We start from the raw sequence: 18,176 nt of genomic DNA, 5'->3' as shown, positions 1-18,176 counted from the left end.
AGAGGGAGGCGCGCTCGGGAGGGTTCGGCTTGAAGGATCGGGCTTGTTTACTTTTATCCCCGTCGGTGCGACGCGGCGATTGACGGATGTAGTGATGGAGAGGATCGACGCAGCTTGGAGTCGCGATGCACGCTTCCCGTGCGCGCGAGCCCTGAGCCTACGCTTCCTCGTTTCGAAGAAGAAGGTTGGTTCATGATGTTGGTTTCCAAGAAGATTAAGTTTAGAAGCCTCGCTGGCGTGCTCGCTAGCTGTGTCGGTCTGGTCGCCGCTCAGGCGTCGGCAGGCGTGGTCGTGGGTAAGCCCACCCCGCACGGCAACACTGCGTACCCCGAAGCCGGGACAACCATGGCGCGGGCAGGAACCTTCACGCTGGTCGGCGCGCTCCAAGAGCACGTGAAGATCAGCGGCGAGGCAGAGCCCACGTTCCCCAGCACGATGCAGGGCGCCGTCTACTTGATGAACGGGACGAGCGCCACGCCCGCGCGCGTTTACCAGTTCCCGGGGGTCGTCCAGCACAACCTCCAGGCCGGGAGCCAGCTCGCCATCTCGAATCGCTTCCTTGCGTTCGCGACGCGAGGCTCGAACGCCGCCAACTCTCCGCATGCGAACTCCGTGTTCATCGCCCGGAACAGCAACGGCTCATGGGCGGAGTGTCCCCTGGTCAGCGGTCAGCGAAACTGCAACGGCGCGGTGCGCGAGAACGGACAGAACATCAGCCACGCGCTCACTCGCATCCCGCTCACCTACCCCGCGCTCAACAGCTTCAAAGACATCGCGCTCGCCCTGTCCGACGACTACCTCGTGATCGGCTACAAGCGACACAGCGTGCTCGAGATCTACCGCTACAACACCTCGAACGACACGTGGGTCCTCGAGCTCTCGCTCGACGAGCCGGACGAGCGCTTCACCGGCGCCGCGGTCGCGATCGACGGCGACCTTGTCGCGGTCGGATCGCCGTGGTCCGAGGGTGGCACCGCCGGGGCCGAGCTCGGCTCGGTCCGCATCTTCCGCAGGAATGCCAGCAACAGCACCTGGAGCGCCGTGGCCAACACGAACGGCTATTTCTCGACCGGCGCCTTCGGGCGAAGTCTCGCCATGGCTTCCGGGAACTTGGCTGTCACGTCCGGCGCGACATTCCTCGTCAACGTCGTCATGCCGCAGCAGCACCTCTCGTTTTACCGGGTGGCGGCCGACGGTGCGATCTCTGCGCACCAGTCTCTGGAGACTGCCTACCCGCACGTGCACCTGGCGCTTCACGGCGACACGTTGGCCAGTACGGTCAGCAGTGGAGACGAGGGCCTTTCGCTCTACAAGCGCGATGCCGCGTCGGGGCAGTGGGCCTACGAGACCGGCCTGATTCGCGACTTCTACAAGAGCGTCAACAGCTCCAACAGCGGGTACGGCGGCATCGATCCCATCGGCCTCGTAGGTGATGACCTGGTGCTCGGCTGGCGCGCCTTTTCGGGCCTGCTGGGCGGCGTGATCCACGAGAAGGCCAGCCTGATCGACGCTTGCCGAGATCCTCTCAACCTCGTGACGAATTGTTCTTTCGATAATGTGACCAACACCACGCTCGCCGGAAACCAGAGCAGCAGCGGCTGGCAGCTCCTCAACTGGAACGGCGCCTCGGCGTGGGCGGACTGGAGCGGCCGCCAGATGCGCATCAACGTGCAGCAGCCCGGCTCCGACATGTGGCACATCCAGGCTCGGACCACGGTCAACTTGCCGCAGGCGGGAAGCTACCTGCTGACATTCCGCGCCAAGGCGGACGACGTGCGCACGTTCGTGGTGAACCTGGGACGCAACGGCAACGGCGACAACAACTGGGCGAGCTACGGTCGCGTGACCGCGGCGGCGGGCCCCGAATGGGTCATCTACTCGTTCGAGCTCCCGAACGTCCCGCAGGACTCCGCGGCGCTCCTCGACTTCAACATCGGCAACGCAGGAACCGCGGCCGTCACCGTGGATAGCGTGAAGCTCGTTCGTCTGACGCAGTAAACGCGTCGCGCAAGTCGCAGAAGAGGGGCTTGGCGCTAGCGCCCCCGGCGCACGACCCGCGCGATCTTGCGAGACAGCGCGTCCGGCGCGACCGGATAACGCGCCACGTCCGCGGCGCCCGCCGCGACGAGCGCGTTCATCCGGTCCGAGGAGAGCCCGGACGCGCACACGACGGCGCGTACGCCGGGCGCCGCGCGGCCGAGCGCCGCGAGCAGCGCGCACGCGGCCTCCACGTCGGCGCCGGCGTCGATCACCACCACGCCGAGCCCCGACTCGAGCAGCGCGGCGACGTCCGGCACCTCGGCGAGGTGGATCCCCTGCGCGTCGAGCCCGATCTCGCACGCCTCGCTGAGCCCCTGGCCCGCCGGCGCGAGCCGCAGCAACGCGACGGCGCGCTCCGGCGCGGGCGCGAGCTGCGCGGTCTCGCCGTCCGGCCAGGCCTGCGCGCGCTCCATCCGGTCACCGAGCGGCACGCCCACCTTGCGCTCGGGCAGCCGCCGCGCCTCGGCCTCCCGCGACATCGCCTCGTCGAGCCGCGACCGCGCCGCCGCCGCGCTCTCCGGGCGCTTCTCCGGGAGCTTCGCCAGCAGATCCAGCCGGAGCCGCTCCAGGAGCGGCGGGACCGGCGGAGCCCCCGGCGGCCGGCGCAGCGGCGGGGGGATCGAGAACATGTGCATCGCCATGAGCTCCACCGCAGGGAGACCGACGAACGGCGGCGTTCCCTGCAACAGCGCCGTCAGGATGCAGCCGCACGCGTACAGATCGGTGCTCGGGCCCACCGCGAGCGAGCGGCACTGCTCCGGGCTCATGTACTCCGGCGTGCCCGCGACCATGTCCTTCGAGGTGAGCGTCGGCCCGGCGTCGAGCGGGTCGTCGATGTGCGCCAGGCCGAAGTCGACGACCTTGGCGACGCGCTCGCCGTCCTGCTCGGCGAGCAGCACGTTCTCCGGCTTGAGGTCGCGGTGGACGATGCCGCTCGCGTGCGCGGCGCCCACGCCGTCGAGGATGTCCGCGAACAGGGCCGCGACCTCCGCGAGCGGCAGCAGCTCGCGCGACGCCCGGAGCAGCGCGCCGAGCGACTGCCCCTTGAGCAGCTCCATCACCAGGTAGATCTGCCCGTCGCCGCCGTCCTCGTCGCCCCCGAGGTCGAGCACCTTGACCACGTTCCGGTGCACGAGCCGCGACGCGGCGCGCGCCTCGCGGAAGAACCTCCGCCGGCTCTCCGGGAGGATCGCGACGTGCGGGTGCATCGTCTTCACCGCGACCGGAACGCCGAGGAGCACGTGCTCCGCCTCGTAGACCTCCCCCATCCCGCCCGCGCCGAGCAGCCGCACGAGGTTGTACTTCCCGCCGAGGACCCGCCCGGCGCGCGCCCGGTGCGGCGCGCCCGCACCGGGCTCATCCGAGAGGAGCGTCTCCGCGGCCGCGAAGCGGTCGGCGCGCGCTCGAGGCGCGGGCGCCCGCCCGTCCGGCGCCCGCTGGCCCTTCAGCACGGTGCGGTCGGGGTCCCCGTCCGGCGGCGGGCGCTCGCCGTCGCCCGCGCTCACGGCGACGCCTCGCGGAAGCCCACCGCGATCTGCGCCGTCACCGGGCCCTCGCCCTCGTCGCGCCACGGGCTCACCCGCACCGACAGCGCCCCGAAGAGCGCGCCGCCCGCCTCCACGCCCGCCGACAGCCCGCCGAGCACGTCGTCCGCCCTGACCTCCCGGTAGACGATGTGCAGATCCAGCGCGCCGTGCAGCCGCAGCCACGGCGCCGGATCCGCCGTCGCCCCCGCCAGCAGGAAGCCCTGCACGGCGGGCGTGGCCGGCTCGCCGTCCGCCGCCGCGCCCTCGCTCCCCGCCGCGCCGTCGCCCGCCCCCACCGCCGCGCCGTCGCCCGAGGCGCGGATGCGGGCCCCGACATCGGTTACCCACGTGAGCCGGCCCGCGGCGCCGCCGAGCGCGATCCCGGGCTCGATGCGGAGCGGCGGGCTCCCGTCGGCCATGGGCACCCCCAGGCGGAGCGTGGGGCCGAGCTCGAGCTCCGAGCGCCCGAGGCGCAGGACGCGCGCGCGCGCGCCGAACCAGCCGGTGCTGCCCGCGCCCGCGCCATCCCCCGCACCGGCCGGGTTCGAGCGGAGCGCGACGTCGAGGCCCAGCGGGCCGATCGCGCCGCTCGCGCGCACCTGCCCCGCGGCGACCCAGCCGCCCCCGGAGCGCGCCGCGGCCGCGCCGACGGCGGCGACCGAGGGCGGCGTCGGCGCGAGCCAGAGCCCGTCGGCCACCCCGGACATCGGCAGGAGCGGGAGGTACGCGCCCAGCACGGGCGCGGCCGGGGGCGCAGGCGGAGGCGCGGCGCGCGGCGCCTCGGGCGCGGCGGGCAGCTCGGCGTCGCTCGTCCCGATCACGCCGCCGCGGCCGTCGGCGACGTCGAGCCGGACGCGCAGCGGCTCGCCGGGGCGCAGCGCCTCCCGGGGCAGCGGGATCCGCGCCGTCAGGGCGCCGCCGCGATCGCCGCCGGCGAGCGCGACGGAGCGCACCCCCCCCGGCAGGTGGGCGAAGAGCCGCGGCGCCACCCGCCGCGCGACGTCGACCCCGGCGAGCCCTTCGAGCTCGACCCGGGCCTCGATCGCCGGCCCGCCCGGCCCGCCCGGCCCGCCCGCCGCCGCGCGCGAGGCCGAGACCACCGCGCCCACCTTCGTGTACCGGACCGGGAGCGACGTCGCCGCGCCGGGAACCGCGCTGCCGCGCTCGCGCAGCCGGAGCGCGCGCGGGGCGCGCTGGAGCAGATCGATGCGCTCGGGGACGGGGCCGAACGGGCCGTCGTCGAGCGAGAGCTCGAGCGCGGGAGACGGCGTGAGCTCGATGATCCCGTACGGGTTCGCGGTGATCTCCTGCGCCGCCGGGACGACGCCCCCGGCGGCCCGCGCGGCGACGAGGTGGAACCTGCGCACCGCGCCCACCCCCAGGTACTCCTCGCGATCGACGACCCGGACCCGGAGGAAATAGGCGCCTGCCGGCATCTTCTCCGCGCGGAACGACAGCACGTCCGGCTTCACCTCCTCGCGGGCGATGAGATCGTTGAACTCCGGGTCGCGCGCGATCTCGACGCGGTAGCCGGCCGCGGCCGGCGCCGGCTTCCACGACGCCGACAGGACGCCGAGCCCCTCCGGGGCGAGCGCGATCTGCGCGGCGTCCGCGGTCGTCCATTCGACCGGCGCCGGCAGCGGGCGCGGGCGCGCGGGCGGCGCTCTGCCCACGAACCGGGTGCCGTGGTCCTTCGGGACCACGACGGAGAGGCCGCCCGACGTGACGCCCGCCTTGCCGTCGAACACCGCGACCGTCGTCCGCTCCCCGCGCCGCTGCACCACCGTGTCCCGCGACGACGCGCTCACGCGGCCGCCCCCGCTCGCGGCGACCTCGACCGACTGGCCCCGCAGCGCGGCGAGCGCGGCCTTCACCTCGCCGTCCGCGAGCTCGACGGCCGCGGGCGGCGTCTTCGATACCCGCGCTCGGCTCGCCGTGCCGTAGATGACGACGAGCGTATTCGGCGCGAGGAGCACCCGAGTCCGATCCACAAACTCGATATCTGCCCTCCCCTCATCCAGCGTGTTCACGCTCGAGTTCGTGAGCAGGGGCATCCCCTGAGCCGCGGGCGACCAGGCGCCGCCGGCCGGGCGCGCGCGCACGTCCGGGTGCATCGACCGGAGCTTCGCGTCGGGGATCGACGTCACCTCGGCCGGGAGGACCAGCGTGAGCCCCTCGGCGAGCGTCGTGCCCGGGCCGCACGCGACGCGGTTGTACCGCTGGATCAGCCCTGCATGCTTGGACGAGCCGTAGAGGACCGCCGCGATGTCGTCGCAGGTCTCTCCCGCCTGCACGCCCCATTGAATGACCGCCTCCGGATATCCGGGCGTCGGCTCTCCGGCGCTCGACACGCCGACGTATCCAACGTGGATCGCAGCGTGGGTGGCGCAGCCGAGGAGCACCGCGATAGCGACGGACTGGCCATTTGACGGTGCCACGGCAGCGGCACGCTACCGGATCGAGATCGGCGTTGCAAGGGACCAGGCAATAGGATACGAGCAGACCGATGGCGTATTGGTCGGCGCGCGTCATCGCGCCCCTCCTGGCCTCCCCGCTGCTCGTCGCAGCGGCCACGGCTTCCATGCCGGCCGCAGCGCAGGAGGCCACAGCGCTCGACAGGCTCGCTCCCGCGCCCGCGGGCGACGGGCTATCCACTGTCCCTTCTGCCGGCGTATCGGGGGAGCTCCGGCCCGCGGTCGGACTTCTGTTCTCCTATTCTCATCAACCCCTCAGCCTGCGCGGGACTGCGCCTGCCGGATCGGTAACGTGGGTGGGCCGGCAGGCGATCCTCCACGCGCTCGCGAGCGTCGAGCTCCTGCGCCGGATCAAGCTCGATCTCGACGCGCCGTTCGTGCTGGACCAGGGCGGCGCGTCCGGCGCGCTCGGGAGCATCCGCGTCACGGCGCCCGCCGGCGGCGCCACGCTCGGCGATCTCCAGGCGGGAGGGAGGGTGACGCTCCTGCCCCAGGAGGGGCTCCGGCCGGCGGCGGCGCTCGGGCTCTCCGTCTGGTTGCCGACGGGAGACGAGGCGGCGTTCGCCGGCGCGGGCGCCGTGCGCTACGCGCCGCGGGTGATCGTGGGGGCCGAGCACCCGGGCTTCCGCTGGTCGGCCTCGGCGGGGGGCCGGTTCCAGAAGGCCTCGGCGGACAGCCTGACGGGCAGCGAGGTCCTCTTCTCCGCGGGCGCGGGCGTCCGCAAAGGCCCGCTGCAGCTCGGGTCGGAGCTCTCCGTCTGGGCCGCCGCCGGCGAGGGGTCGGCGCTCGAGGTCCCGGGCCGCGCGGGGGCCGAGCTCCTGCTCACGGCGCGCTGGTCGCTCGGCCCCCTCACGCTCGACGCGGGCGCGGGCCCTGGCTTCGGGCGGCTGCCCGGCACACCGAAGGCGCGCTTCTTCGCGGGGATAGGCATCGCCGCCGACGTCGTTCCGTCGGCGCTCCCTGCCGCCGCCCCCTCGGCCTTCGCCGGGACGTCCACCGGGACGAAGGGCGCTCGCGGCGCGGCGCGGGCCGCGCCTCCGGCCGCCGACTTCGACGGGGACTCGGTCCCCGACGCGGAGGACGCCTGCCCCCGGGTCATCGGCGAGGCGCGCCCGCCGGCCGCGGCGGCGGGCGCCCGACCGGCGTTCCGCCGCGGCTGCCCGCCGGACCGGGACGACGACGGGATCTACGATGTCGACGATCGCTGCCCGGACGTGCCGGGGGTCAGCAGCGCGGCCGCCGACGCGGGACCGGGCGGGGCGGGGTCTGGGGTCACGTCGGAGGCACCTGCGCGTGCGGGGTCCCAACCCACGTCCGCAGCACCGGCGAGCGCGGGGTCCCAACCTGCGTCGAAGCACGGGTGCCCCGCGGACACGGACGGCGACGGCATCCCCAACGCCGCGGACGCCTGCCCCTACGAGCGCGGCAAGCCGAGCGAGGATCGCGCGACGCACGGCTGCCCGTTCGCGGTGCGCATCGAGGGCTCGCAGATCGTGATCCTGCAGCAGGTCCAGTTCCGGACGGGCCGGGCCGAGATCGAGCCGGAGAGCTTCGAGCTGCTCTCCGAGGTCGCGGCCGTCCTCGAGGAGCACCCCGAGATCGCCCGGGTCGCGGTCGACGGCCACACGGACAACCAGGGCGCCGCCCAGGCGAACCTGAGCCTCTCGCAGCGCCGCGCGCTCGCCGTCGTCGCGTGGCTGACCGCGCACGGCATCGACGCCCGCCGCCTCGAAGCGCGCGGCTTCGGCGCGCGCCGCCCCCTCGCCGACAACCGCACCCGAGACGGCCGGGCCAGGAACCGCAGGGTGGAGTTCCAGATCCGCAAGCGCACCGACGAGGGCGCGGCCGGCTGGAAAGACGGTCCTCTTGAGTGACGCATCGCCCGCGGAGGCCTCCACGTGAGGGAATTCTCGCTCAAGACGAAGGCGATCGCGCTCTTCACGGCGATGGCGCTCGTCCCCGTCGCTGTCGCCGTGACGCTCCTCATCGACGTGAACCGGCGCGCCGTGCGGACCTCCGAGGAGAGACTGCAGACGGCGATCCTCTCCGAGGTGGCCTCGGCCTCGATCCAGCTCATCCGGGACGTCGAGAGCGATGCCGTCGCGGCGGCGGCCATCTTCGGCCACGCCGCGGGCGGCGCCATCCGGGACGAGGACGCTGTCGCGTCGGTGCGCGCCCTCGTCGCGACGCGCGGGCTCGTCGACGCGGTGCGGCTCGAGGTGCCCGACGCGGGGATCAGCACCTTGATCCGCAAGGCGTCGTCCGACGCGGACGTCCCCGCCGCGCCGGCAGCGCTGCGCCAGCTCGCTGACGAGCGCGGTGTCGGCTTCGGCGTGATCGGGCCGGCGCGCGGCCTCCTCGTCGCCCGCGTGCGGCCCGCCGGGGACGCGGGCGCCGGCGCCGCGGCGCCGCCTCCCCCGGGCGGCCCGGCCGGCTACGTGGTCGCCGAGGTGCCGCTCGACATGCTCGGGCTCAACCTCGAGGTGATCGCCGGGCGCCGCCTCGGGAGCCGCGCGGTGCGCCTGCTCATCGCGGGTCACGACCGCCAGGCGATCGCGGCGTTCGGGGTGCCGGGCGTCGCGCCGGGCAGCGATGTCTCGTCCTTGCCGATCTGGCGCAACCTCCCCTCGGGCGCGGGGTTGAACGACAGGATCGGCGTGCTCGCGCCGCACGACGAGGGCGGCCAGCGGATGATCGGCGCCATCGAGACGGTGCCCGACCTCGGCTGGGCGGTCGCGATCTGGCGCCCCGAGCCGGAGGCCTTCGCCGCGCTCGACGAGATGCGGCGCCGCGGCCTCGCCGTCGCCGCGGGCGCGCTCGTCCTCGCGCTCGCCCTCGCGCTCGTCACCGCCCGCCACGTGACGCGCCCGATCCTCCACCTCGTCGCGCAGGCGCGGCTCATCGGCGCCCGGCGCTGGCGCGAGATCGCGCTCGGCGACGCGCTGCGGGGGCGGCGCGACGAGATCGGCGAGCTCACGACCTCCCTCGGCCGCATGGCCCAGGACCTCGAGCAGGGCGAGGCGGACATCGCCCGGGAGGCCAAGCTTCGCGGCGATCTCGGCCGGTTCATGGACAGGGCCGTCGTCGACGCGATCGTGCGGGGCGAGCACCCGCTCGCCCTCGGCGGCAAGCGGGCGGCCGTGTCGGTGCTCTTCGCCGACGTCGTCGGCTTCACGCCGCTCGCCGAGTCGCGCGACGCCGAGCGGATGGTCGCCCTCCTCAACGAGCTCTTCTCGATGCTCACCGAGATCGTGTTCCGGCACGGGGGCACGGTCGACAAGTTCATCGGCGACTGTGTCATGGCCGTCTGGGGCGCCCCGATCGCGCAGGAGGATCACGCGCGCCGCGCGCTCGCGGCCGCGGAGGACATGATGCGCTTCCTCGAGACGGCGAACGAGGAGTGGCGCGAGCGGTACGACGTCGAGGTCCGCCTCGGCGTGGGCGTGAACTCCGGAGAGGCCATCGTCGGCAACATCGGCTCCGACAAGCGGATGGAGTACACCGTGATAGGCGACGTGGTGAACGTGGCCTCGCGGCTCGAGGCGATCGCGGCGCCGAACCAGGTGCTGGTCTCCGAGGCGACCCGGAACCTCGCCGGCGACGCCTTCCCGCTGCGCGCGCTGGGCGAGCGCAACCTGACGGGGCGAAAGACGACCACGGCCGTATACGCGCTCGATCCGGACTGAAGGGGGCACAGCGCGCCCGCGCCCGCGTCCGTCAACGCGTGGTGGGGAGTTCCCCCGCCCTGCCGGAACGATGGCCCCGCCGAGGCCCCATGGGACGCCGAGATTTCTGTTGGTGTTTTATGACGTCTTGGCGGCTCAAAAAAGCCCCGCCTTCAGCCAAAGTACCCACACCATCGGTGTTACCCGAGCTCGTTCGGTCGCGCTCAGGGCCCTGAACGCGCTTGGTTGACGCCGATGCCCCCTCCGTCGAGCGCACCAGCGGAGGGGATGTCGCTCATCCGGACACTCGAACGACGTGCACATCCCATTCAGGTCGAAGCAAAAAGATACCGTTTCGCCAATTTGTGAACGTTCACAAATCCGGCGCAGGCGCACCTCGCGCGATCGCGGCGGCCGGCGCCCGCCCTCTTGACGCAGCGATCCGGAGGAGCTCGCCAGCCCTGCCCTCCCTCGGCCTCGCGGAGTTGCGCGGACCGGTCGATTGGCGTTGACCTCGGCCATGTGATCGTTCACATTTGGCTCAAGGGGTATCCTTTTGCTTCGCGCATGAGCGGGTCGCCCTGCGCGCCGCGCCCTTCGTCATCCAATCGAGTTCTTGTCGATTCTGGAGCTCCGTTCGCCCGACCGCCGCGAGAGCGATGGCCGAGCGATGGTGCTTGGTGTTCTTACCGAGGGTGAGCCACCGGAGGACACCACAGACCTCGTCGATTCGACGGGGGTCGAGAAATCCTCGGTACGGTCCGCCGGGTCACCCCGTCGCATCATCGGAGAGCAAGATGAAGAAGCCGTCCTGGCACGAGCTCCGTTTCTCGAGAGAAGTCGCCGCCGTTTGCGCGCTCGCATTCGCTGCCGCGTGCACGGGCGCGCTGGGTGACACGACGGAGGGCGCTGGGTCATCCTCTGTCGGCGGCGACGGATCACCGACGGACTCGGATGTCGACGGCGACGGATCACCGACGGGCTCGGACCCGCCGCCGTTCCAACCCGCGGCCGGGATGCTGCGCCGTTTGACGAGAACGCAGTTCCGCAACGCCGTGCGCGACATGTTGGGCGTCGAGGTCGATATCCACCAGCTCGACGCCGACAGCTGGAACGGGAACTTTGCGGTCGTCGGCGCCGCGACCGTCGTGACCTCGGAGCGAGGCGTCGAGCAGTACCACGCGGCCATCGAGGGCGCCGTCGACGCGGTGTTCTCGGATCCCGCGAGGCGAGACCAGTTCATCGGCTGCGCGCCCAGCGGCGCGGAGGACGACGCTTGCGTGCGTGGCTTCATCGAGGCGCTGGGGCTTCGCGCGTGGCGCCGCCCGCTCGAGGCCGCCGAGGTCGACCGGCTCGCGGCCGTCGCCACGAAGGCCGCGGCCGAGCTCGAGAGCGCCGTCGAGGGGGCCCGCTGGGCGACGGTGGCCCTCTTCACGTCTCCGAACTTCCTGTATCGCCCGGAGCTCGGCGCTCCGAGCGCCGACGGGTCGCTTCGCTTGACGGGCTACGAGATGGCGTCCCGGCTCGCGTTCCTTGTGTGGAACAGCCTGCCAGACCAGGAGCTGCTCGACCAGGCCGCGAGCGGGGCGCTCGGAACGGTGGAGGGGATCCGCGCGGCGGCGACGCGGCTGCTCGAGGCGCCCGCCGGGCGCGAGGCGGTCGGCGCCTTCGCCGAGGAGTACATGCGGCTCGATCGGATCAGCACGCAGGCAAAAGACACGGCGCTCTTTCCTGAGTATAGCCCCGCGCTGCGAGCGGCGATGGTCCGCGACATGCGAGGCACCTGGGAGGTCCTCGCGTTCGACGATCGAACGAGCGCGCTCGACCTGTTCTCGACCACGAAGGTCGTCGTCAACACCGAGCTCGCCCAGCTCTACGGTCTCGAAACGGCCGGCCTCGGCTCGGACGCCTTCGAGGTCCGCTCGTTGCCCGCGGACGGCCCGCGCATCGGGATCCTCAGCAAAGCGGGCTTCCTCTCGCAGTTCGCGAACCAGAAGGAGGGCTCTCCCACCTTGCGCGGCAAGTTCATGCGTGACGCCCTCATGTGCACGCCCATCCCGCCGCCCCCCGGCGACGTCGCCCTCGAGCTCCCGGAGCCGCCTGCGGACAAGCCCCTCACGAAGCGTCAGCGCCTGGAGATCCACCGGACCGAGCCGGCCTGCGCCGGCTGCCATTCGTACATGGACCCGCTGGGCCTGCCGCTCGAGACCTTCGACGCGATCGGCCGCTTCCGCACGACCGACCACGGCCTGCCGATCGACCCGAGCGGCGAGTTCGACGGGGTGCCGGTCGCCGACGCGCGCGCGCTCGGCGTGACCCTCAGCTCGGACGCCTCGGTCGCGGAGTGCCTCGTCCGCAAGTACTACACGTATGCAGCGGGTCACGAGGAGAGAGACGTGGACGAGCGCGTGCTGGACGCGCTGACCGCCTCGTTCGAAGGGTCGGGCTACAAGCTGCGCGAGCTGGTCCTCGACGTCGTGACCAACGACGCTTTCTCGTCCGTCGCTCCCCAACCCTGATCGCAGGTACCCCCAATGACGAACAAAGCTTTGAGCCGACGAACTGTTCTCCGGGGCATGCTGGCGACGGGCGCCGCCGTCACCATCCCGCTCCCCTTGCTGGAGATCATGCTGAACGAGAGCGGCACGGCGCACGCGCAGACGAAGACGCCGGTGTCGCCGCTCTACGTCACGTGGTTCTTCGGGAACGGCACGCTGCCCGGTCGCTGGAAGCCGACGCGCACGGGCTCCGGTCAGGCCTGGGACCTCAGCCCCGAGCTCGAGCCCCTCGCGGATCTCAAGTCGTATCTCACGGTGATCAGCGGCCTCGAGAACAAGCTGGTGGTCTCCGGCTCAGAGCACCCCACGGGGTCGGCGGGGGCCACGACCGGCGCGCCGCTCAGCGGGAACGCCGTGCGGGCCGCGTCCATCGATCAGGTCGTCGCGAACGCCATCTCGGAGGGGGCGCCGTACCGCTCGCTCGAGGTGGGGGTGACGCCGGCGACGCCGAACGGCGCTCCGGACTCGCTGCATACGGTCTCGCACAGGGGGCCGAACGCGCGCAACAACCCGGAGTTCGATCCAAAGGCCGTGTTCAATCGATTGTTCATGAACGGCCTGCCCGAGCCCAGCGACGACGGCGCGGAGCAGGCCGCGAAGCTCGCGAACGTCCGGAAGAGCGTGCTCGACTCCGTCCTGCAGGACGGCGCGAGCCTGAAGCAGCGGCTCGGGGCGGCCGACAGGCATCGTATCGAGGAGCACCTCGAGTCGATCCGCGCCATCGAGCAGCGCCTCGAGACCATGCCGTCCGGCGGCGGCCCGACGTCGGCGTGCAAGAGCCCGACGGCCCCCACCGCCGGCAAGGATGCGCAGAGCGAGGCCCCCCCTGCGGTGAACACCGCCATGGTCGAGCTCTCGGCGCTCGCGCTCGCCTGCGAGCGGACGCGCGTGCTCTCGTTCATGTTCTCGCTGCCCGCCGCGCACGTCTACTACCGGCACCTCGCGCAGGACATGAACGACGACTTTCACGACACCATCTGCCACGGAGATGCCGGGGATCAATCGAGCCAGCCTCGCGTCGACAAGGGCGTGATGTACACGATGCGCTGCCTGAACGAGTTCTTGACGAAGCTCAAGAACACGCCGCACGGCAGCTCCAACCTGCTCGACAGCTCGCTCGTGTACGTCACGTCCGACACCGCGTGGGGTAAAGTGCACACGAGGACGGAATGGCCGGTGCTCTTCGCCGGGAAAGCCGGAGGGCGGCTGCGCGGCGACGAGCACCGCAACTTCCCCGGCGACAACCTGAGCAAGGCGCTCCTGACGGTCGCCCAGATCATGGGCTTGCCGATCAAGGAGATCGGCCTCGACGCGGGGCGGGTCACGTCGCCGCTCGCGGGCATCCAGGTCTGACCGCGCCAGCACGCGCCGCGATCCCGCGGAGGGATGGAATACCATGCACCGCATGCTTTCTCGACATGTTCCCTTCTTGCACGCCACGCTGATCCTCCTCTCATCTGCCGCCTTCCTCGCCTGCGGCGACGACGCCGACACCTCCTCTGCTGGCAGCGGCGGCGCCGGCGCTTCCGGCGGCGGCACCAGCGCGGCCAGCAGCGGCGCCGGCGCTTCTGGCGGCGGCACAGGCACGGCCAGCAGCGGTCAGGGCGGGTCCGGCGGCCATCCTCCGGCGAACCTCGTCGAGCCCGGCGATCCCGGGCCGGGTGATGTCACCTTCACCGTGCGCGCCGATCGGGATGTGCGCCCCATCAGCCGGCTCATCTATGGCGCCAACTGGGCCGAAGACCTGGACGGCGAGCAGCGCGGCACCACCGTCGTGCGCATGGGCGGCAACCGCATGACCGCGTACAACTGGGAGAACAACGCCTCCAACGCCGGCTCGGACTACATGCACCAGAACGACGCGCACCTCGTCGGGAACAGCCCGAACGGCGATGTCCCCGGGGAGGCGGTGCGCATGCACGCCGAGGGCGCGCTGGCGCACGGCGCCGCCTTCATCGCGACCATCCCCATCTGCGGCTATGTCGCGGCGGACAAGGACGGCGGCGGCGACGTCGAGCAGACGCAGAATTACCTCGAGACCCGCTTTCACCCGACGATTGCGCGCAAGGGCGCTCCCTTCTCCTCGTCGCCCGATCTCGACGACAACGCCGTGTACCAGGACGAGTTCGTCGCCTGGATGAAGCAGGCCTTCCCCGACGCCTTCGAAGGCGACGTCGCGAGCGTCCTGTTCTCGCTCGACAACGAGCCCGACCTCTGGAATCACAGCCACGAACGCATCCACCCGGAGCCGGTGCGCTACGCCGAGCTCGTCGACAAGAACATCGAGTTCGCTTCCGCGATCAAGGACGTCGCGCCGAGCGCGCTCGTCACCGGCTTCGTCTCCTACGGGTATTCAGGTTATGTCAGCCTCCAGGGCGCGCCCGACGCGGACGGCAACTTCATCGAGTACTGGCTCGACGCCATGGAGGCCGCCGAGATGAGCGAGGGGCGCCGCCTGGTCGACGTGCTCGACCTGCACTGGTACACGGAGATCTACGCGAACGGCGAGCGCCTCACGGGCTCAGACGCCTCCCCCGAGTCGGTCGAGGCCCGCGTCCAGGCACCGCGCTCGCTCTGGGACCCGACCTTCGTCGAGGACAGCTGGATCGCGAACGACGTCGTGAACGGCCCGATCACGCTCATCCCCTGGCTCCAGGGCCTCATCGACGCCCATTACCCGGGCACCGCCCTCGGCATCACCGAGTACAATTACGGCGGCGGCAACCACATCTCCGGCGCGATCGCGCAGGCCGACGCCCTCGGCGTCTTCGGCCGCGAGGGCGTGTTCCTCGCGACGATCTGGGATCCCGGCGAAGAGGTCTCGATGCTCCGGGCCGGCGTGCGCGCGTTCACGAGCTACGACGGGCAGGGCGCGCGCTTCGGCGATACGTCCGTCCGCGCCGAGACGAGCGACGTCGCCAAGGCCACCGTGTACGCGAGCATCGACGAGGCCGATCCGAGCCGAATGGTCCTCGTCGCCATCAACAAGACCGCTGCCCCGCTCACGGCCGCGGTGACCCTCGCCGCCCACGAGAGCTACACGGCCATCGACGCGTGGCAACTCACGTCCACCAAGGCCGATCTCGTGCCTGCGGATCCCATTGCGCCGCGCGCCACGAACGCCTTCACCTACGCGATGCCGGCCCACAGCGTGTCGGTGCTGGTCCCCCGGTAGTCGCGTCCCCCCTCGTCCGGAGCGTCGCCGAGATAAGCCCCGTCGAGAAATGCGGAAACCCGACACGGGTTGGGCTGGGGCCCGCGGAGGCCCCCCGGACCGACAAGGCAGAACGGACCGAGCTCCCGTCAGATCATCGGCGCTCGGTAGCCGCCGAGCTCCCGCTCGATGTGACCGGCCAGGGCGAGGACGACATCCTCGCGGAAGGGGCGGCCGATGATCTGGACGCCGACCGGCGTTCCTCGCGACGAGGTGCCCGCGCGCACGACGACCGCCGGCCACCCTGTCATGTTGTAAGCGAAGGAGTAGCTGAATCCTGCGTAGACCCCGTGCTCGACCCACGCATCGTGGGGTAACGTCTCGAGGACACACGGCGGGCAGACGATGGCGTCGACATCCTTCATGAAGCCGAGCATCTCAACCATCGGGTCCTCAAGCTGCCGACCACGATCGGGTTGATGCTGATCGCGATGACGACGTCCCTCGTCATGGTGGCCATCGGAGAGCTGTTTCCGGAGGTGGAGGCCGAGGCGAAGGAGCACCTCCATGGCATCGACTTCAACAAGACGTTGATGCAGGGGATGCTCGGTTTTCTCCTGTTTGCCGCCGCGTTGCACGTCAACCTGGCGGATCTGAAGAAGCAGCGGGTCGTCATCGGCGTCCTGGCCACCGGGGGTGTGCTCATGTCCACCGTGCTGGTGGGCGGCATGACCTACGCCCTGATGACGCTGATGGGCGTGCACATCCGGCCGGTCTACTGCTTGCTCTTCGGCGCGCTCATCTCCCCCACCGATCCCATCGCGGTGCTCGGGGTCCTCAAGCACGTGGGGGCGCCCAAGGAGCTCGAGATGAAGATAGCCGGAGAGTCGCTCTTCAACGACGGCGTGGCGGTGGTGGCGTTCATCGGGCTCCTCGAGATCGCGTCGGGGACGTCGGGCCTCGATCTGCAGCGGCTCTCGCTGCTGTTCGTCCAGGAGGCGATCGGCGGCGTGCTGTACGGCCTCGAGCTCTTGATCATCGCCTTCGACGCCCAGTCGCTGCTCGCAGGGCTCCTCGCGTTTCCGGTCGTGCTGCTCGCGCGGTTCATCGCGGTCGCGCTGCCGGTGAGCCTCATGAAGAGGCGCAGGGTCTTCACCCCGGGGGCGATCCGCATCCTCACTTGGGGCGGCCTGCGCGGCGGCGTTTCGGTGGCCCTCGCGCTCTCCATCCCCGGAAAGCTCGCGGACGGCACGCTCGTTCTGGAGCGCGAGATGGTGCTGGCCATCACCTATGTCGTGGTGGTCGTCTCCATCGTGGTGCAGGGCCTGACCATCGGCCCATTGCTGCGCCGGACGCTCGCCGCCGCCGCCGTCGAGCCGGAGGAGCCGCTCCCCGTGGAAGCCGCCTGAACGACCTGGAGAAGTGGCGTTCGCCCGAGATCCTCGCCTGTCGCGGCGCCGCTCGCCCGCGACGGCGCTCAGCGGTGCACGGCGTTGATGATGCCGTCGAAGAACTCGGTGCAACCGACGTTGTCGAGCATGCGGTTCCAGCCGAGCTCGTCGAACGGCTGCGGCAGCCCGTGGTTGGTCAGGAGGACGCCGATGATCTCGAGATCCGGATCGACCCACATGAACGTGCCGGCGCCGCCCGCCTTGCCGAAGGCGCGCGGCGACAGGCGCATGCCGCCGTTCGAGAAGCGCCGCGTCCGCATCTCCCACCCGAGGCCCTTCGGGGCGAGGAGCAGGTTGTTGATGGGCGACGTGTCGGTCTCCGCCTCCGTCACGTAGGGCGTGTTGTTCTTCTTCATCTGCCGGACCAGATCGGGCCGCAGGACCTCGGCGCCGCCATAGGCGCCGCCGTTCAAGATCATCTGGCAGAAGACGGCGACATCGAGCGCGGTGGTGAACACGCCGTCACAGCCGGCGATGCCGCCCAGCGCGAAGTCCTGCTCGTCCTGCACCTGCCCCCGCACGAGGCAGCCCCGGCGGGCGGAGTACCCCGTGGCCGCGACGCGCTCGACGAGCTCCGGGGGCGGGTTGTACATCGTGTCGCTCATGCCGAGAGGACGCCAGACGCACTCTCTCGCGATGGCGTCGAGATCATCCCCCGCGGCGGCCTCGATCATGCGGCCGAGGAGGCGGTAGGTGAGATCGCTGTACAGCGCCGATCTGCCCGTCGCGTATTCGAGCGGCGTCTCGGCCATGATGCACCAGGCCGTCTCGACGTCCTCATCCAAGCACTGGTTGTCCAGCGGCAGACCGGACGAGTAACGGAGCATGTCGTAGATGGTGACGGCCGCCTTTCCGTTGGCGGCGAACTCCGGCAGGTACCTGGCGACCGGCGCGTCCAGCCGAATCACGCGCTCCTGCACGAGCGCGAGGGCCGCCGCCGCGGTCGAGAGCACCTTGCTCATCGACTGGACGTCGAAGATCGTGTCGAGCGTCACCGGCTCGTCGGCGCCGGCGACCTTGCTGCCGAAGGCCCGGTGACCCACGATGACCCCGCGCCGCGCGACCAGCGCGGTGGCGCCGGGAAACAGGGCGTCATTCACGCGGCGCTGGATCCGCGCGAAGACGTCCTCCAGCCGCTCCGAGCTCATGCTCACGTCCTCGGGCCGCCCCGCGGTGAGCGTCGTCGAGCAGGCGCCTCTCCATGGGTCCGAACCGAGCGCGGGCGCCGCGGCGGCCACCGAGGCGAACTGGGTCATCCCTTGCAAGAACATCCTGCGGTTGACCGCTCGTCGTTGATCGATCATGGCT

General features: G+C 71.5%; 11 protein-coding genes. 7 read left to right on the top strand and 4 right to left on the bottom strand.

Annotated features, from left to right (window positions below; genetic code table 11):
* The first annotated feature begins 192 nt into the window (after positions 1 to 192).
* On the top strand, positions 193 to 1,998 hold the full coding sequence (locus WMF12_RS07845; protein WP_437744990.1) for a carbohydrate binding domain-containing protein: 1,806 nt from the start codon (positions 193 to 195) through the stop codon (positions 1,996 to 1,998).
* 35 nt (positions 1,999 to 2,033) lie between these two features.
* On the opposite strand, the gene WMF12_RS07840 is transcribed toward WMF12_RS07845, so the two are convergent.
* Positions 2,034 to 3,545: a serine/threonine-protein kinase gene (locus tag WMF12_RS07840; RefSeq protein WP_437869786.1), complete on the bottom strand. Its 1,512-nt coding sequence runs from the start codon at positions 3,543 to 3,545 to the stop codon at positions 2,034 to 2,036.
* Positions 3,542 to 6,004 (bottom strand): FecR domain-containing protein, encoded by a 2,463-nt coding sequence (locus WMF12_RS07835; RefSeq protein ID WP_437869785.1) that lies wholly within the window; start codon positions 6,002 to 6,004, stop codon positions 3,542 to 3,544. Before WMF12_RS07835 ends, WMF12_RS07840 begins: the two co-directional genes overlap by 4 nt.
* Positions 6,005 to 6,072: 68 nt before the next feature.
* Between WMF12_RS07835 and WMF12_RS07830 the strand changes: the two genes are divergently transcribed.
* The 5 genes from WMF12_RS07830 to WMF12_RS07810 all read left to right on the top strand — a co-directional run bounded on the left by WMF12_RS07830 (position 6,073) and on the right by WMF12_RS07810 (position 15,438).
* The gene (locus WMF12_RS07830; protein WP_437869784.1) at positions 6,073 to 7,914 is read left to right on the top strand and encodes an OmpA family protein; all 1,842 of its coding nucleotides are present in this window, start codon (positions 6,073 to 6,075) and stop codon (positions 7,912 to 7,914) included.
* A gap of 24 nt (positions 7,915 to 7,938) precedes the next feature.
* Positions 7,939 to 9,726 (top strand): adenylate/guanylate cyclase domain-containing protein, encoded by a 1,788-nt coding sequence (locus WMF12_RS07825; protein WP_437869783.1) that lies wholly within the window; start codon positions 7,939 to 7,941, stop codon positions 9,724 to 9,726.
* 1,007 nt (positions 9,727 to 10,733) lie between these two features.
* A complete protein-coding gene (locus tag WMF12_RS07820; protein ID WP_437869782.1) occupies positions 10,734 to 12,224 on the top strand; it encodes a DUF1592 domain-containing protein in 1,491 nt (496 codons plus the stop codon).
* 15 nt (positions 12,225 to 12,239) lie between these two features.
* On the top strand, positions 12,240 to 13,616 hold the full coding sequence (locus tag WMF12_RS07815) for a DUF1552 domain-containing protein (protein WP_437869781.1): 1,377 nt from the start codon (positions 12,240 to 12,242) through the stop codon (positions 13,614 to 13,616).
* 52 nt (positions 13,617 to 13,668) lie between these two features.
* Positions 13,669 to 15,438 carry a glycoside hydrolase family 44 protein gene (locus WMF12_RS07810; protein ID WP_437869780.1) on the top strand — a complete coding sequence of 590 codons (1,770 nt, stop codon included), beginning with the start codon at positions 13,669 to 13,671 and terminating at the stop codon, positions 15,436 to 15,438.
* 128 nt (positions 15,439 to 15,566) lie between these two features.
* Here WMF12_RS07810 and WMF12_RS07805 read toward each other — a convergent pair whose 3' ends face one another.
* On the bottom strand, positions 15,567 to 15,863 hold the full coding sequence (locus WMF12_RS07805) for an amidase family protein (RefSeq protein WP_437869779.1): 297 nt from the start codon (positions 15,861 to 15,863) through the stop codon (positions 15,567 to 15,569).
* 45 nt (positions 15,864 to 15,908) lie between these two features.
* Between WMF12_RS07805 and WMF12_RS07800 the strand changes: the two genes are divergently transcribed.
* Positions 15,909 to 16,826 carry a cation:proton antiporter domain-containing protein gene (locus WMF12_RS07800; RefSeq protein ID WP_437869778.1) on the top strand — a complete coding sequence of 306 codons (918 nt, stop codon included), beginning with the start codon at positions 15,909 to 15,911 and terminating at the stop codon, positions 16,824 to 16,826.
* A gap of 68 nt (positions 16,827 to 16,894) precedes the next feature.
* Here the strand turns inward: WMF12_RS07800 and WMF12_RS07795 are convergent, their stop codons facing one another.
* The gene (locus WMF12_RS07795) at positions 16,895 to 18,172 is read right to left on the bottom strand and encodes a serine hydrolase domain-containing protein (RefSeq protein WP_437869777.1); all 1,278 of its coding nucleotides are present in this window, start codon (positions 18,170 to 18,172) and stop codon (positions 16,895 to 16,897) included.
* Between the last annotated feature and the right edge of the window lie 4 nt (positions 18,173 to 18,176).

This window comes from Sorangium sp. So ce363 (assembly GCF_051520435.1).
Taxonomy (GTDB): domain Bacteria; phylum Myxococcota_A; class Polyangia; order Polyangiales; family Polyangiaceae; genus Sorangium; species Sorangium cellulosum_B.
This window is presented reverse-complemented; position numbering and strand designations above follow the sequence as displayed.